Genomic DNA, 13,394 nt, shown 5'->3' on the forward strand with positions numbered 1-13,394 from the left:
GTGACTACTCCGAGTGGTGCTTGGGGACGAACTTCGGGCCGTTGACGCCGTAGCCCGCCTTCGCCATCACGGCGCCGACGACGAGACCGATCACCACGACGGCAGCGGAGGCCCAGACGCCCCAGGCCACGTCGAACCAGAAGAACAGCGTGCCTGCCGCGAAGCCGATCAGCATGATCACGACGGCGGTCCAGGCGGCGGGCGAGTGGCCTTCGCCGAGTTCTGCGGGCTCAGTGTTGCTCACGGTGCTCCTCGTTCTGCTCCGGCGCCGTCGTCCGATCGGCGCCGCTCCGATCCTACCGTGTCGGTCGTGGGCGACTCCCCCACCGCGCCGACCCCGGGCGTCGCCGCGGTGGCGTCGCCACCGTGCCCGGCGGCGGGCGCAGCAGCCGGCGCGCCGGCCGTGCCGACACTCGGCTCGGCAGGTCCGGCGACGGGGCCGGCGGTCGGGTCGTCCCCGGCGCTCAGGTCGTCCCAGTCGGTGATCGCGTCGCGCTGGGTCGGAGCGGCGGCACGGGCGTCGGCAGCGGCGCCCGCGGTCGCGGCCGCGTACTTCCGTGTCGGACCGGGCCAGTTCCGCTGCACGACGAACACGACGATGCCGAGCACCACGGCGAGCACACCGCCGGCGATGCCCACGGCGGGCCATGCGGTCACGTCCACCCGGTCGACGACCTGGCGCACGGCCGCGGTGTCGCTGACGCCGGCGACCTCGCCGACCGCGCCCTTCGAGGCGGCGACCGGGTCGGCGAGCGCACCGATGCCGGTCGCGACGACCGCGAGGCCGAGCAGCACCTCGACCGCCGCGAGCACGACACGGAGCACCCGGCCGGCGATCGTCAGTGCGAGGAACAGCGCCAGACTCGCGATCGCCAGCGCCGTGTACTGCGGCACGACGGCGGCACCGTCGGCGACGACCCGAGGCACGACCGCGGTGCCGGCGTGCAGGTGCACCGTGAACCAGGTCTGGGTCCAGGCGAGCATCACGATCCCCGCGACGGCCAGGCCGGCGACGACGACGAGCGGGCGGGAGCGCTTCACGAGCGGACCTCGCGCATGCGGTTCGCGGTCGCGACGGCACGCAGGGGCGCGGCGGCCTTGTTGACCGCCTCGACGTGCTCGGTGTGCGGGTCGGAGTCGGCGACGAGTCCGGCGCCGGCCTGGACACGCGCGACACCGTCCTTGATCAGGGCGGTGCGGATCGCGATCGCCAGGTCGGCGTCGCCGGCGAAGTCGAAGTAGCCGACGACCCCCGCGTAGGCGCCGCGCGTCGCCGGCTCGAGCTCGTCGATGATCTCGAGCGCACGCGGCTTCGGTGCGCCTGACAGCGTGCCGGCCGGGAAGGTCGCCCGGAAGACGTCGATCGCGGAGGCTCCCGGTCGCACCGACCCCTCGACGCTCGACACCAGGTGCATGATGTGGCTGAAGCGCTCGACGGTCATGAACTCGGTCACCGCGACGGTCCCCGGCTCGCACACCTTCTGCAGGTCGTTGCGGGCGAGGTCGACGAGCATCAGGTGCTCGGCGCGCTCCTTCGGGTCGGCGAGCAGCTCGTCGCCGAGGCGCACGTCCTCGACCGGGCTCGCCCCTCGGGGCCGGGAGCCGGCGATCGGGTGGGTGATCGCCCGACCGTCCTGCACCTTCACGAGGGCCTCCGGTGAGGCGCCGACGATCCAGAAGCGCTCGTCGTCGGTGTCCGCCAGCGCGAGGAAGTACATGTACGGGCTCGGGTTCAGGGTCCGCAGCACCCGGTAGACGTCGAGCGGGTCGGCCGTGACGTCGTGGTCGAACCGCTGCGAGATCACGACCTGGAAGACGTCGCCGTCGCGGATGAAGTCCTTCGACCGCTCGACCGCGGCCATGTAGTCCTCGGGCGTCGTCCGGTGGCGCGGGGTCGGCTCGGCGATCTCGAACGCCTCGGCCACGGTCGCCGGGCTCGGCTGCACCAGGTCCGCCTGCATCCGGTCGAGCCGCACCTGGGCGTCCGACCACATCGTGTCGGCGTCGTCGGTCCCGTCGTTGAGGACGCTCGCGACCAGGAGCACGAGGCCCGTCCGGTGGTCGAGCGCCGCGAGCTCCGACACGAAGGCCAGCGCCTGGCCGGGGACCTCGAAGTCGGCCGGGGGGACGTCCGGCAGGTGCTCGAGCTGCCGGACGGCCTCCCACCCGATGAACCCGACGGTGCCGCCGACGAGCGGCGGGGTGCCCGGCACGCGCGGGGTCGCCCACCGGTCGTGCAGGCGCGCCAGGACGTCGAGGGGCGCGCCGTCGAGCGAGTCCACGGCGCGGGACGCCGGGATGCCCGTGTCGATCCATGCGGCCCGGTCGCCGTCCTGGGTCAGGACGCCGAAGCTCCGGACCCCGACGAACGACCACCGCGACCACAGCCCGCCCTGGCCGGCGGACTCGAGCAGGAACGACCCGGGACGGCCGTCCGCGAGCTTGCGGTAGACGCCGACGGGCGTCTCGCTGTCGGCGTACAGGGCGCGGACGACGGGGACGACGCGGTGGCCGTCGAGCAGCTCGTCGAAGGCCTGCCGGGAGGTCGTGCGCGGTTCCTCCGCGCCGGTGGCGGTGCTCATCGGGTCTCCTCCACGGCCGTGCTCACTCCGTGCGCGTCGGTCACGGCCCCGGCCGGCGCGGACGCCGTCACCGGGTCGAGCGGATCGACCTCGAAGCAGCTGTGCGCACCGGTGTGGCACGCCGCCCCGACCTGCTGCACGGTGACGAGCAGGGTGTCGTCGTCGCAGTCGAGCGCCGCGGCCCGGACGTACTGCGCGTGCCCGGATGTGTCGCCCTTCCGCCAGTACTCCTGCCGCGACCGCGACCAGAAGGTCACGCGGCCCTCGGTGAGGGTGCGGCGGAGGGCTTCGCGGTCCATCCAGCCGAGCATGAGGACGTCCTTCGAGGACTCCTCCTGCACGACTGCGGGGAGCAGCCCGTCGTGTCCGAACCGTGCGCGGTCGAGGACCGCCTCCGTGCTGGTGCTGGTGCTGTCGGTCATGGGACTCCTAGCCTACGGCGGGGTGCCGGCGGACGGATGCCGGCGGGCGGTCGTCCGCGGACGGGTGTCAGCGGACGGGGTGGCCGGCGGCGCGCAGCGCTGCCTTGACGTCCCCGATGGTCATCTCGCCGCGGTGGAAGACACTGGCGGCGAGGACGGCGTCCGCGCCCGACTCGACGGCCGGGGCGAAGTGCTCGACGCGACCAGCGCCTCCCGAACCGATGACCGGGACCGACGAGACCGCGCGCACCGCGGCGATGAGCTCGAGGTCGAAGCCGTTCTTCGTGCCGTCGGCGTCGATCGAGTTGACGAGCAGCTCGCCCGCGCCACGCTCGACGCCCTCACGGGCCCAGTCGATGGCGTCGAGGTCCGACTCGGTGCGACCGCCGTGCGTGGTGACGACGAAGCCGGACGGCATCCGGTCCGAGCGCTTCACGTCGAGCGACAGCACGACCGCTTGCGCGCCGAAGCGGTCCGCGATCTCGCCGACCAGCGCGGGTCGGGCGATCGCCGCGCTGTTCACGCCGATCTTGTCCGCGCCGCACTGCTGCAGGCGGGAGACGTCGTCGACGCTCCGGACGCCACCGCCGACGGTGAGCGGGATGAAGACCTGCTCGGCTGTCCGGGTCACGGTGTCGTACATCGTCGCCCGGTTCTCGACCGTGGCTCCGACGTCCAGGAAGGTCAGCTCGTCGGCTCCCTGCTCGTAGTAGCGGGCCGCGAGCTCGACCGGGTCACCGGCGTCCTGCAGGTCGAGGAAGTTCACGCCCTTGACGACGCGACCACCCTGCACGTCGAGGCACGGGATGACCCGGACCGACACCCCGCCGGCGACACCGGCGGCGCCGCTGTCCGACCCGGTGCCGTCCGGTTGCGCTGCCGCGTTCACAGGCGTGCGGCGTGGATCGGGCTGACGAGGATGGCGCGCGCGCCGAGGTCGTAGAGCGCGTCCATGATGAGGTTCGCGTCCTCGCGCGGGATCATCACCCGGACCGCCGACCAGTCACGACCGTGCAGCGGCGAGACGGTGGGCGACTCGATGCCCGACGCCACCGCGGTGGCCTGCTCGAGCAGGTCCGTCGGGATGTCGTAGTCGAGCATGACGTAGCCGCGCGCGACGAGCACGCCCTGCAGGCGACGACGGAGCACGTCGATGCCCGGGATGGTCTCGTCGGTCGAGATGAGCAGTGCGGTCGACTCGAGGATGACCGGCCCGAAGATCTCGAGACCCGCGGCGCGCAGGGTGCTCCCGGTGGAGACGACGTCGGCCACGGCGTCCGCGACCCCCAGGCGCACCGCGCTCTCGACGGCCCCGTCGAGCTTCACGAGCGTCGCGGTCACCCCGTGCTGCGCGAGGAACTCGCCCACCAGCCCCGGGTAGCTCGTCGCGACCCGCACGCCGTCGAGGTCCTGCAGCTCGGTGAAGCGCCCCGGCGTGCCGGCGAACCGGAACGTCGAGTCGGCGAACCCGAGCGCGTCGACCTCGTGCGCCGCAGACCCGGAGTCGAGCAGCAGGTCGCGGCCGGTGATGCCGACGTCGAGCGCGCCCGAGCCGACGTAGGTCGCGATGTCGCGCGGGCGGAGGAAGAAGAACTCGACGCCGTTGCGCTCGTCGAGCAGGTGGAGCGCCTTCGGGTCGCGGCGACCGGCGTACCCGGCCTCCCTGAGCATCTCGGAGGCGGTCTCGGACAGCGAGCCCTTGTTGGGCACGGCGATGCGGAGCATCAGGGGGTCTGCTTTCTGCTGGAGGTCGGGACGACTGCGGGTCGCGGCTGCGCTCGGTCGGCGCGTCGCGGGTGCCTACAGATGTCGCCAGACGTCCGCCGGGGTGAGCCCCTTCGCGACCATGAGCACCTGGAGGTGGTAGATCAGCTGCGAGATCTCCTCCGAGGTGCGCTCGTCGCCCTCGTACTCGGCCGCCATCCAGACCTCGGCGGCCTCTTCCACGATCTTCTTGCCGATCTGGTGCACGCCGGCGTCCAGTTCGGCGACGGTGCCGGAGCCCTCGGGGCGCGTGCGCGCCTTCTCGGTCAGCTCCGCGAACAGGTCGTCGAACGTCTTCACGGGGTCCAGGCTACCGTCCTGCGCGGACACGGCCGACGCACCGTCCGGACGGGAGGCACCGGTCGCGTCCGTCTCGTCGGTCGCGTCCGCCGTCGCGCGGCCTGCGACGTCGGTCACGCGCCGACCGCCGCTGCCGCCTGACGCAGGTCGGCGATGCGCTGGGCGGGCTCGCCGCCGTACACGGCGGACCCGGCGACGAGCGTGTCGGCACCGCTGCGGACCGCCTCGGGCACCGTGTCCACCGCGATGCCGCCGTCGACCTCGAGCCACACGTCGAGCCCGGAGGCGTCGACCGCGGCACGGGCGTCGGCCAGCTTCGGCATCACGGACGGCATGAAGGACTGGCCGCCGAACCCGGGCTCGACCGTCATGAGCAGGATCATGTCGTAGGCGTCGAGGTGGTGGAGCACCTGCGTGATCGGCGTGCCGGGCTTCACGGCGACGGCGGCGCGGGCCCCGTTCGACCGGATCGCCGCGGCGGTCGCCACCGGGTCGTCGGCGGCCTCGAAGTGGAACGTGACGCTCGAGGCGCCCGTCTCGGCGTACTTCGGCGCCTGCGTGTCGGCGTCGGTGATCATCAGGTGCACGTCGAGCGGCACCGGCGAGACCTCCTGCAGGCGCTGCACGATCGGCAGGCCGAGCGTGAGGTTCGGCACGAAGTGGTTGTCCATGACGTCGACGTGCACCATGTCGGCGCTCTCGATGCGGTGCAGCTCCCGCTCGAGGTTGGCGAAGTCGGCGGACAGGATGCTCGGCGAGATGCGGATCGTCACCGTGCAACCCTACCGAGCACCGTCGGGGTCAGGGGCGACGGCGGAACAGCGCGACGAACATGGCGTCGGTGCCGATGCGGTGCGGCCACAGCTGCACCGTCGGGCCGTCGGCGACCTGCGGGTCCCGAGCGGCGACGGAGCGCACGACGCCGGCGGTGTCGAGCTGCTCGAGCACGTCGCCGTGCCGCGCGAGCAGCGCGTCGACCTGCCCGCGCGTCTCGGCCAGGTGCGGCGAGCACGTCACGTACGCCAGGGTCCCACCGGGCGCGAGCGCACGGACGGCCGCGTCGAGGAGCTCGGCCTGGAGCGCCGCGAGCTCGGGGACGTCCTCGGGCTGCTTCCGCCAACGGGCCTCGGGCCGACGGCGGAGCGCCCCGAGCCCGGTGCAGGGTGCGTCGAGCAGGATCCGGTCGAACGGCTCGTCGCCGGGCTTCCCGAAGCGTCGCCCGTCACCCTCGACGACGGTGACCGTGTCGTCGCCCGCGACCGTCGCCAGTGCCTTCCGCACGAGCCCGGCGCGTGCGGGCACGAGCTCGTTCGCCACGAGGGTCGCGCCGCCCTGCGCGGCCTCGGCGGCGAGGAGCGCAGCCTTGCCGCCCGGTCCTGCACACATGTCGAGCCATCGCTCCCCCGGGCGGACGGCGGACGACCGTGTGAGGGCGAGGGCCGCCAGCTGCGACCCCTCGTCCTGCACCCGGAGACGACCGGCTGCGACGCCGGGGACCCGCGCGGGGTCGCCGGCGGTCCCGCGGATGCCGACCGGCGAGACCGGACCGGCGTCGGCGACGGGGATGCGGACGGGAGGCACGGCGCCGGTCGCGTCGTCGGTGCCGGTCGCGTCGTCGGTGCCGGTCACGTCGTCGGTGCCGGTCGCGTCCTCGGTCACTACGGGGCCGGCAGCCGCGGTGCGGACGTCCTCGTCGGTCGCGAGCCCCGGGAGCGCGACGAGCTGGACGCGCGGGGCCACGTTGTCGGCGGCGAGCAGCGCCGCGAGCTCGTCGCGCGAGCGCTCGGCGGCCAGCGCGTCACGGAGCGCGGCGACGACCCACGACGGGTGCGACCACCGGGTGGCGAGCAGCGCGTCGCCGCTCCGCCCCTCGGTGACCAGGGCGTCCCACTCGTCGTCGGTCCTCGCCGCGACCTTCCGCAGGACGGCGTTCACGAAGCCGGTCGCACGGCGGGCACCGACCTCGCGCGCGAGCTCGACGGTGGCCGAGACGGCGGCGTGCGTCGGGGTGCGCATACCGAGCAGCTGGTGCACCCCGAGGCGCATCACGTCGAGCACGTCGGACTCGATGTTGTCGACGCGACGACCGGATGCGACCCCGACGATCGCGTCGTAGCGGCCGAGCATCCGGATCGACCCGTAGGTGAGCTCGGTGGCGAAGGCCGCATCGCGGGCGGAGAGCCCGGCGCGGCGGATGCGGGTCGGCAGGAGCAGGTTGGCGTAGGCGTCGTCGACCTGCACCGCGCGGAGGACGTCGAACGCGACCCGCCGTGCGCTGGTCGGACGGGGTCGACGGTCGCCCTGAGCCCGCCGGGGCGTGGGCTGTGCGGGGCTCACGAGAGCACCACGCCCTCGAGGGAGCCGAGGCCGCGCGCCCAGGCCGCGCCGTCCATCGCCTTCTTGCCGGCCGGTTGCACCTCGGTGAGCACGAGCGGCCCGTCGGCCGTCCCGACCAGCAGACGCCCGTCGACCAGCGCGAGCGCGCCGGGCGCGAGGTGCGGGGCGGAGGAGGCCGAGCCTCCCGGCAGCAACGCGCTGCGGAGCAGCTTCACGCGCGTCTCGCCGAGGTGGGCGAACGCGCCGGGCTCGGGGGTCACGCCGCGGATCCGGGCGTGGACGGCGACGGCCGGCTCGTCGAACCGGAGGTGTGCGTCGTCGGCGGTGGGCTTCGGGGCGAGGGTCACCGTCCCGGACTGCTCGGTGGCGACCGCGCTGCCGTCGGCCAGGGCGTCGACGACCCGCAGGACGGTGTCCGCCCCCGTCTCGGCCATCGCCGCGAGGACGTCGCCGCTCGTGGCGTCGGGGTCGATGTCGAACGGGTCGGAGGCGTACACGGGGCCGGCGTCCAGCGCCTCGACGAGCTGGAAGACCGTTGCGGCGGTCCGGGTGTCGCCGGCCATCACGGCGCGCTGCACCGGCGCGGCCCCGCGGTACGCCGGCAGGTCGGAGAAGTGCAGGTTCACCCAGCCGAGACGAGGAGCGTCGAGGGCGGGGCGGCGGAGGAGCGCGCCGTAGGCGACGATGACGCCGAGGTCGGCCTGCAGCTCGACGAGCTGCGCGGTCACGGCGTCGTCCACTCGCGTGGCCTCGATGACGGGCAGCCCGAGCTCCGCGGCGACCTGCGCGACCGGCGTCGGCGTGCGGACGCGCTTCCGGCCCTGCGGGGTCGGGGGTCGGGTGAGGACGGCCGCGATCTCGTGGTCGGAGGCGGCGAGACGTCGGAGGGTGGGGACGGCCGCAGCGGGGCTGCCGGCGACGACGAGACGCATGGGGTCAATCGTCCCACGCCCGACGGTGTCCGACGCGCGCGGAACGCCCCCGACCGGGAACGGACTGCGAGTCACCTGGGTAACGTCCGGACCATGAGTGACGTCACCACCTCCACCAACCGCTACGCCGGCTCGTCGATCCAGAAGGTCGCGCTCGTCGTCGGCATCGTGTTCCTGCTCGTCGGGATCGCCGGGTTCGTGCCGGGGCTGACCTCCGGCGACCTCGGCGGCGCCGGCCACCACTCGATGGCGATGCTGCTCGGGATCTTCCAGGTGTCGGTCCTGCACAACATCGTGCACCTGCTGTTCGGCGTCGTCGGGCTGCTCGCGGCGAACCGTGCGACCGGGTCGCGGATGTACCTCGTGATCGGCGGGGTCGTCTACTTCGTGCTGTGGGTGTACGGCCTGATCACCGCGGGCACGGTGTCCGGTGCCAACTTCGTCCCGCTGAACTGGGCCGACAACTGGCTGCACCTCGTGCTCGCGATCGGCATGGTCGCCCTCGGCGTCGTGTTCCCGCGGGAGCGCCGCCGCCCCGTCGGCGCCTGACCCCGGGCCGAACCCGCAAGACGCAACGTCGGCGGCTCCTCGCGGCGGTACAGCCCTGCGAGGCACCGCCGACGTTGCGCTCCGCGGAAGGTCGTCAGGCGTCGACGGCCGTGCGGGCCCCGACGAAGGCGTCCACGCACCGGCGCACCTGCTCCTCGGTGTGGGCCGCGGAGAGCTGCACCCGGATCCGCGCCTTCCCCTTCGGCACGACCGGGTAGCTGAACGCGGTGACGTAGACGCCCCGCGCCTGCATCTCGTCCGCGATCCGTGCGGTGCGGGCGGCGTCGTGGAACATCACGGGCACGATCGGGTGCTCCCCCGGCAGCAGCTCGAAGCCGGCGTCGGTCATGAGCGACCGGAACGTCCGGGCGTTGTCCGCGAGTCGTGCACGGGCGTCGTCCGAGCGCTCCACGAGGTCCAGCGCCGCGACGGTCCCCGCCGCGATCACCGGCGCGAGGGAGTTCGAGAACAGGTACGGGCGCGACCGCTGCCGGAGCAGGTCCACGACCTCGCGACGGGACGCCACGTACCCGCCGGACGCTCCGCCGAGCGCCTTGCCGAACGTCCCCGTGTACACGTCGACCCGGTCGGCCACGCCGCACAGCTCGGGAGTACCCCGGCCGTGCTCGCCGACGAACCCGACCGCGTGCGAGTCGTCCACGACGACGAGGGCGTCGTACCGCTCGGCGAGGTCGCAGATCTCGGCGAGCGGAGCGATCGAGCCGTCCATCGAGAAGACGCCGTCGGTGACCACGGCGCGGAAGCGGGCCGACGAGGCGGCGGCGAGCTGTGCCTCCAGGTCGGCCGTGTCGCGGTTGCGGTACCGGAACCGCTGCGCCTTCGAGAGCCGGATACCGTCGATGATCGACGCGTGGTTGAGCTCGTCGGAGATGATCGCGTCCTCCGGACCGAGCAGCACCTCGAACAGTCCCCCGTTCGCGTCGAAGCCCGACGAGTACAGGATCGCGGCCTCGGTGCCGAGGAAGCCGGCCACCCGCCGCTCGAGGTCGAGGTGCAGGTCCTGCGTGCCGCAGATGAAGCGCACGCTCGCCATGCCGTACCCCCACCGGTCGAGGGCGTCCTTCGCCGCGTCGACGAGGTCGGTCGAGTCCGCGAGCCCCAGGTAGTTGTTCGCGCAGAAGTTCAGCAGGTCGGCACCGTCCGCCTCGATCGCCGCGCGCTGCGGACCGGTGATGCCGCGCTCGCGCTTCGTCAGGCCTGCGTCCTCGATGCCGGCGAGCTCCGTTGCCAGGTGGTCCTTGATCGCGCCGTACATCAGGTCTCCGTCCAGTCGATGACGACCTTGCCGCCGTCCGCACTCGCCGCCGCGGCGAACGCTGCCTCCCAGTCGCGCGCCGGGTGGCACGCCGACACGATCGAGCCGATGCGGTCACGGAGGACCGCACTCGTGGCCAGCATCGAGCTCATCGCCTGCCACGTCTCGAACATCTCGCGCCCGTAGATGCCCTTCACCGTGAGCATGTGCGTGACGACCTTGCCCCAGTCCACCGCGATCGGGCCGCTCGGCAGCCCGAGCATCGCGATGTGACCGCCGTGGTTCATGTTCTCGACCATCGCGGGCAGGGCGGCCGGCGCGCCGGACATCTCGAACCCGACGTCGAAGCCCTCGCGCATGCCGAGGCGCTCCTGCGCGGCGCGGACGGCCGCCGCCCCGTCACCGTGCACGTCGACGCCGAGGTCGGCGCCCATCGCCTCGGCCATGCGCAGTCGCTCGGGACTCACGTCGGTCCCGACGACGAAGCGCGCACCGGCGTGCCGTGCCACCGCGATCGCCATCAGGCCGATCGGCCCGCACCCGGTCACCAGCACGTCCTCGCCGACGAGCGGGAACGCGAGCGCGGTGTGCACGGCGTTGCCGAGCGGGTCGAACAGCGCGCCGACCTCGGGCGCGACGGGGCCGTGGTGCACCCACACGTTCGTGCCCGGCAGCGTCAGGTACTCTGCGAACGCGCCGTCGCGCTGCACGCCGAGGCCCTTCGTCCGGATGCACATCTGCCGCCGCCCCGCCCGGCAGTTCCGGCAGGTCCCGCAGACGATGTGCCCCTCGCCCGACACCAGGTCGCCGACGGCGACGTCCCGCACGGCGGCGCCGACCTCCACGACCTCGCCGGAGAACTCGTGGCCGGGGACGAGCGGCGCGGCCACGGCCGACGCTGCCCAGTCGTCCCACCGTTGGATGTGCAGGTCGGTCCCGCAGATCCCGGTCCGCAGCACGCGGACGAGGACCTCGTCCTCGGTCGGGACCGGCACCGGCCGGTCGGTCATGACCAGCCCCGGACCGGCGTCCGGCTTCCAGAGCGCTCGCATCGGCGTCACCTCGTCACTTCGTCGTGCGTGTGGTGTGTTCGGCGGTGGCGCGTGGCCACCACCACCCAGCCTGGCACACCGTCCGGACGGACGGGAGGCACGGTGCGCGTCCGGCGCGTCGCCCCACCTCGGTCGCGTGGTCGCGGCGGTGGCCGTGGTGTCCGCGTTGCGACGGCTGCGGTGGCCGCTGCGGCTCAGACCTCGGTGAACGGCTCGACGTCGTCGAGCCGGACGCGCAGGGTCGGCGCCGCGCGACGGCGGTTCCCGCCCGGCAGCACCCGCCGGGTCGACGACCGGCGGATCACCTCGGCCTTGAGCGTCGCCGCGACCTCGGCCCCGTGCGCGTAGGGGAACCGCACGATCGCGCGCACCGTCCCCGGCACCGGGTCCTCCGGCACCGGCACCGGTCCGAGGACCGCTCCGACGACCGCGTCACCGAGGGCCTCGACCGCCGCGGTCACCGCCTCGTCCGTGCCGGTGAGGGTCGCGACCCGGACCGCCGGCGGGAAGTGCAGGGCCCGTCGGTCGACGAGCTCGTCGTGCGCCGGCCCGTCCAGCCGCCAGAGCGCCATCGCGGTGGCGAGCCTCCCGCCGATGCCGACGAGGTACACCTCGGCCCCGGGCGCGCCCTTCGCCGCGGCGTTCGTCCAGAACCGGAGCACGTCCTCCTGCACCCGGAGCCCCTCGCGGGCCAGGAGTCGTTCACCGTCGAGCAGCAGCACGCACGCGTAGCCGCCCGGCACGCTCGGCTCCGCGCCGCGGGTGGCGACGACCACCGCGGGACGCGCCGGGACCTCGTCGAGCGGACGAGAGCCGTCCGCGACGACGATCCGGGTGCCGGGGAACGCCCGGCCGAGCTCGTCGGCGGTGCGCTGCGCCCCCTGCCCGACGGGCTTGAGCCTCCCCCCGCCGCACGTCGGGCAGCGGAAGCCCACCGCGAGGGCGCCGCAGAACCGGCACTGCGGGGTCGCGTTCCGGTGCGGGCTGCCGAGGGGCCCGCCGCAGACCCGGCAGTGCGCGCGCTCCCCGCAGTCTGCGCAGACGAGGCCGGTGCCGAAGCCCGGGTTCGCGACCTGCACCAGGACCGGCCCGTGCTGACTGGCCTCGCGCGCGGCCCGCCAGGCCGTGCTCGGGATGCGTGCCTGGGCGGCGAAGCCCTCGGCACCCGCCTGCTGCGCGGTCGGGATCACCTTCGGCGTCGGCACCCGGTACGGCGCGAGCTCCTGCAGCCAGTGCAGCTCGACGAGTCGCTGGACGTCGGTCGACCGAGCGTGTCCCAGGAACAGCAGGGCGGCACCGGACTGGGCGGTGCGGACGAGGGCGACGTCGCGCGTGTGCACGTACGGGGCACGGGGCTCGACGAAGGAGGCGTCGCCGTCGTCCCACATCGCCACGAGCCCGAGCTCCGTCGCGGGTGCGAACGCCGCCGTCCGGTTGCCGATCGCGACGACGGCGTGCGTCCGCGCCTGCAGCAGCGCCTTCGCCCGCTGACCGTTCGTCTGCTTCGCGTCGAACCGGACGACGCGCTCGGGCGGGAGCACCGCGAGCAGCGCACGCTCCAGGTCGGTGACGTCGCGGAAGTCCGGGACGGCGAGCACGGCGGACTGCTCGCGGGCGACGACGTGCGATGCGGCCTGGGCGAGCGTGGCGGCCCATCCGGGGACCCAGACGGGGTCGTCGGCGGTCCCGACGTCGACGGGGTGGGGGACGGCGTCGACCGCAGCGCGCCCACGGTCGGCGAGCAGTGCCTCCAGGACGCCGTCGGCGTAGCCGGTGACCGGTGTCGGGTCGACCGACGGCGGGACCCACGCGGTGTCACGGTCGAGCCAGGCCTTCTCGGCGCGGACCTGGCGGGTCGGCACGGCGAGCCGCAGCACGTCGGAGGCGACACCGGCGGCGCGGTCGGCGACGGCGCGCGCGAGCGTCCAGATCTCCGGCGCGAGGACGGGCACCGGTGAGACGACCTGCTCCACCTGGCTCAGTTCGCCGGGCCAGTCGCCGTCGGAGACCACCTCGACGACGTAGGCGTCGGTCATCCGGGCGCCGGTGCGCAGCGGAACCTTCACGCGGACCCCCGGCACGCAGTCGTCCTCGAGCTCGGCCGGCACCCGGTAGTCGAACAGACGGTCCAACTGCGGGAGCGGCGAGTCGAGGACGACGCGCGCGACGGTGGTCACACG

General features: G+C 73.9%; 14 protein-coding genes. 1 reads left to right on the top strand and 13 read right to left on the bottom strand.

What is annotated here, in order from left to right; genetic code table 11:
• Positions 1 to 4: 4 nt before the first annotated feature.
• From C1N91_RS08805 to C1N91_RS08850, 10 genes are all read right to left on the bottom strand, one after another.
• A complete protein-coding gene (locus C1N91_RS08805) occupies positions 5 to 244 on the bottom strand; it encodes a DUF6704 family protein (RefSeq protein ID WP_137767418.1) in 240 nt (79 codons plus the stop codon).
• Positions 241 to 1,041, bottom strand: coding sequence for a Trp biosynthesis-associated membrane protein (locus C1N91_RS08810; RefSeq protein WP_137767419.1), 801 nt, complete (start codon positions 1,039 to 1,041; stop codon positions 241 to 243). Before C1N91_RS08810 ends, C1N91_RS08805 begins: the two co-directional genes overlap by 4 nt.
• A complete protein-coding gene (locus C1N91_RS08815; RefSeq protein WP_137767420.1) occupies positions 1,038 to 2,582 on the bottom strand; it encodes an anthranilate synthase component I in 1,545 nt (514 codons plus the stop codon). The genes C1N91_RS08810 and C1N91_RS08815 overlap by 4 nt, the downstream gene beginning before the upstream one ends.
• Positions 2,579 to 3,004: a phosphoribosyl-AMP cyclohydrolase gene (gene hisI / locus C1N91_RS08820; RefSeq protein WP_137767421.1), complete on the bottom strand. Its 426-nt coding sequence runs from the start codon at positions 3,002 to 3,004 to the stop codon at positions 2,579 to 2,581. Before hisI ends, C1N91_RS08815 begins: the two co-directional genes overlap by 4 nt.
• A 67-nt stretch (positions 3,005 to 3,071) precedes the next feature.
• The gene (gene hisF, locus C1N91_RS08825; protein ID WP_137768749.1) at positions 3,072 to 3,827 is read right to left on the bottom strand and encodes an imidazole glycerol phosphate synthase subunit HisF; all 756 of its coding nucleotides are present in this window, start codon (positions 3,825 to 3,827) and stop codon (positions 3,072 to 3,074) included.
• 62 nt (positions 3,828 to 3,889) lie between these two features.
• The gene (gene hisG, locus C1N91_RS08830) at positions 3,890 to 4,729 is read right to left on the bottom strand and encodes an ATP phosphoribosyltransferase (RefSeq protein ID WP_137767422.1); all 840 of its coding nucleotides are present in this window, start codon (positions 4,727 to 4,729) and stop codon (positions 3,890 to 3,892) included.
• A gap of 75 nt (positions 4,730 to 4,804) precedes the next feature.
• Positions 4,805 to 5,068: a phosphoribosyl-ATP diphosphatase gene (locus tag C1N91_RS08835; protein ID WP_058726551.1), complete on the bottom strand. Its 264-nt coding sequence runs from the start codon at positions 5,066 to 5,068 to the stop codon at positions 4,805 to 4,807.
• Between the two features lie 113 nt (positions 5,069 to 5,181).
• Positions 5,182 to 5,841, bottom strand: coding sequence for a ribulose-phosphate 3-epimerase (rpe, locus tag C1N91_RS08840; protein ID WP_137767423.1), 660 nt, complete (start codon positions 5,839 to 5,841; stop codon positions 5,182 to 5,184).
• 28 nt (positions 5,842 to 5,869) lie between these two features.
• Positions 5,870 to 7,405 carry an RsmB/NOP family class I SAM-dependent RNA methyltransferase gene (locus C1N91_RS08845; RefSeq protein ID WP_137767424.1) on the bottom strand — a complete coding sequence of 512 codons (1,536 nt, stop codon included), beginning with the start codon at positions 7,403 to 7,405 and terminating at the stop codon, positions 5,870 to 5,872.
• Positions 7,402 to 8,337 (bottom strand): methionyl-tRNA formyltransferase, encoded by a 936-nt coding sequence (locus C1N91_RS08850; protein WP_137767425.1) that lies wholly within the window; start codon positions 8,335 to 8,337, stop codon positions 7,402 to 7,404. Before C1N91_RS08850 ends, C1N91_RS08845 begins: the two co-directional genes overlap by 4 nt.
• 93 nt (positions 8,338 to 8,430) lie before the next feature.
• Between C1N91_RS08850 and C1N91_RS08855 the strand changes: the two genes are divergently transcribed.
• A complete protein-coding gene (locus C1N91_RS08855) occupies positions 8,431 to 8,886 on the top strand; it encodes a DUF4383 domain-containing protein (RefSeq protein ID WP_175415971.1) in 456 nt (151 codons plus the stop codon).
• Positions 8,887 to 8,980: 94 nt separating this feature from the next.
• Here the strand turns inward: C1N91_RS08855 and C1N91_RS08860 are convergent, their stop codons facing one another.
• From C1N91_RS08860 to C1N91_RS08870, 3 genes are all read right to left on the bottom strand, one after another.
• Positions 8,981 to 10,162, bottom strand: a complete 1,182-nt coding sequence (locus C1N91_RS08860) for a glycine C-acetyltransferase (RefSeq protein WP_137767426.1) — start codon at positions 10,160 to 10,162, stop codon at positions 8,981 to 8,983.
• The gene (tdh, locus tag C1N91_RS08865; protein WP_137767427.1) at positions 10,162 to 11,214 is read right to left on the bottom strand and encodes an L-threonine 3-dehydrogenase; all 1,053 of its coding nucleotides are present in this window, start codon (positions 11,212 to 11,214) and stop codon (positions 10,162 to 10,164) included. Before tdh ends, C1N91_RS08860 begins: the two co-directional genes overlap by 1 nt.
• Positions 11,215 to 11,408: 194 nt before the next feature.
• Positions 11,409 to 13,391, bottom strand: a complete 1,983-nt coding sequence (locus C1N91_RS08870; RefSeq protein WP_137767428.1) for a primosomal protein N' — start codon at positions 13,389 to 13,391, stop codon at positions 11,409 to 11,411.
• Between the last annotated feature and the right edge of the window lie 3 nt (positions 13,392 to 13,394).

Origin of the sequence: Curtobacterium sp. SGAir0471, from assembly GCF_005490985.1 — a bacterium.
Lineage (GTDB): Bacteria > Actinomycetota > Actinomycetes > Actinomycetales > Microbacteriaceae > Curtobacterium.

Bases quoted from the DNA above. Each gene is read 5' to 3' on its own strand.
- C1N91_RS08850 (WP_137767425.1), bottom strand. From the start codon at position 8,337: ATGCGTCTCGTCGTCGCCGGCAGCCCCGCTGCGGCCGTCCCCACCCTC.
- hisI (WP_137767421.1), bottom strand. From the start codon at position 3,004: ATGACCGACAGCACCAGCACCAGCACGGAGGCGGTCCTCGACCGCGCA.
- tdh (WP_137767427.1), bottom strand. From the start codon at position 11,214: ATGCGAGCGCTCTGGAAGCCGGACGCCGGTCCGGGGCTGGTCATGACC.
- C1N91_RS08815 (WP_137767420.1), bottom strand. From the start codon at position 2,582: ATGAGCACCGCCACCGGCGCGGAGGAACCGCGCACGACCTCCCGGCAG.
- hisG (WP_137767422.1), bottom strand. From the start codon at position 4,729: ATGCTCCGCATCGCCGTGCCCAACAAGGGCTCGCTGTCCGAGACCGCC.
- C1N91_RS08855 (WP_175415971.1), top strand. From the start codon at position 8,431: ATGAGTGACGTCACCACCTCCACCAACCGCTACGCCGGCTCGTCGATC.
- C1N91_RS08860 (WP_137767426.1), bottom strand. From the start codon at position 10,162: ATGTACGGCGCGATCAAGGACCACCTGGCAACGGAGCTCGCCGGCATC.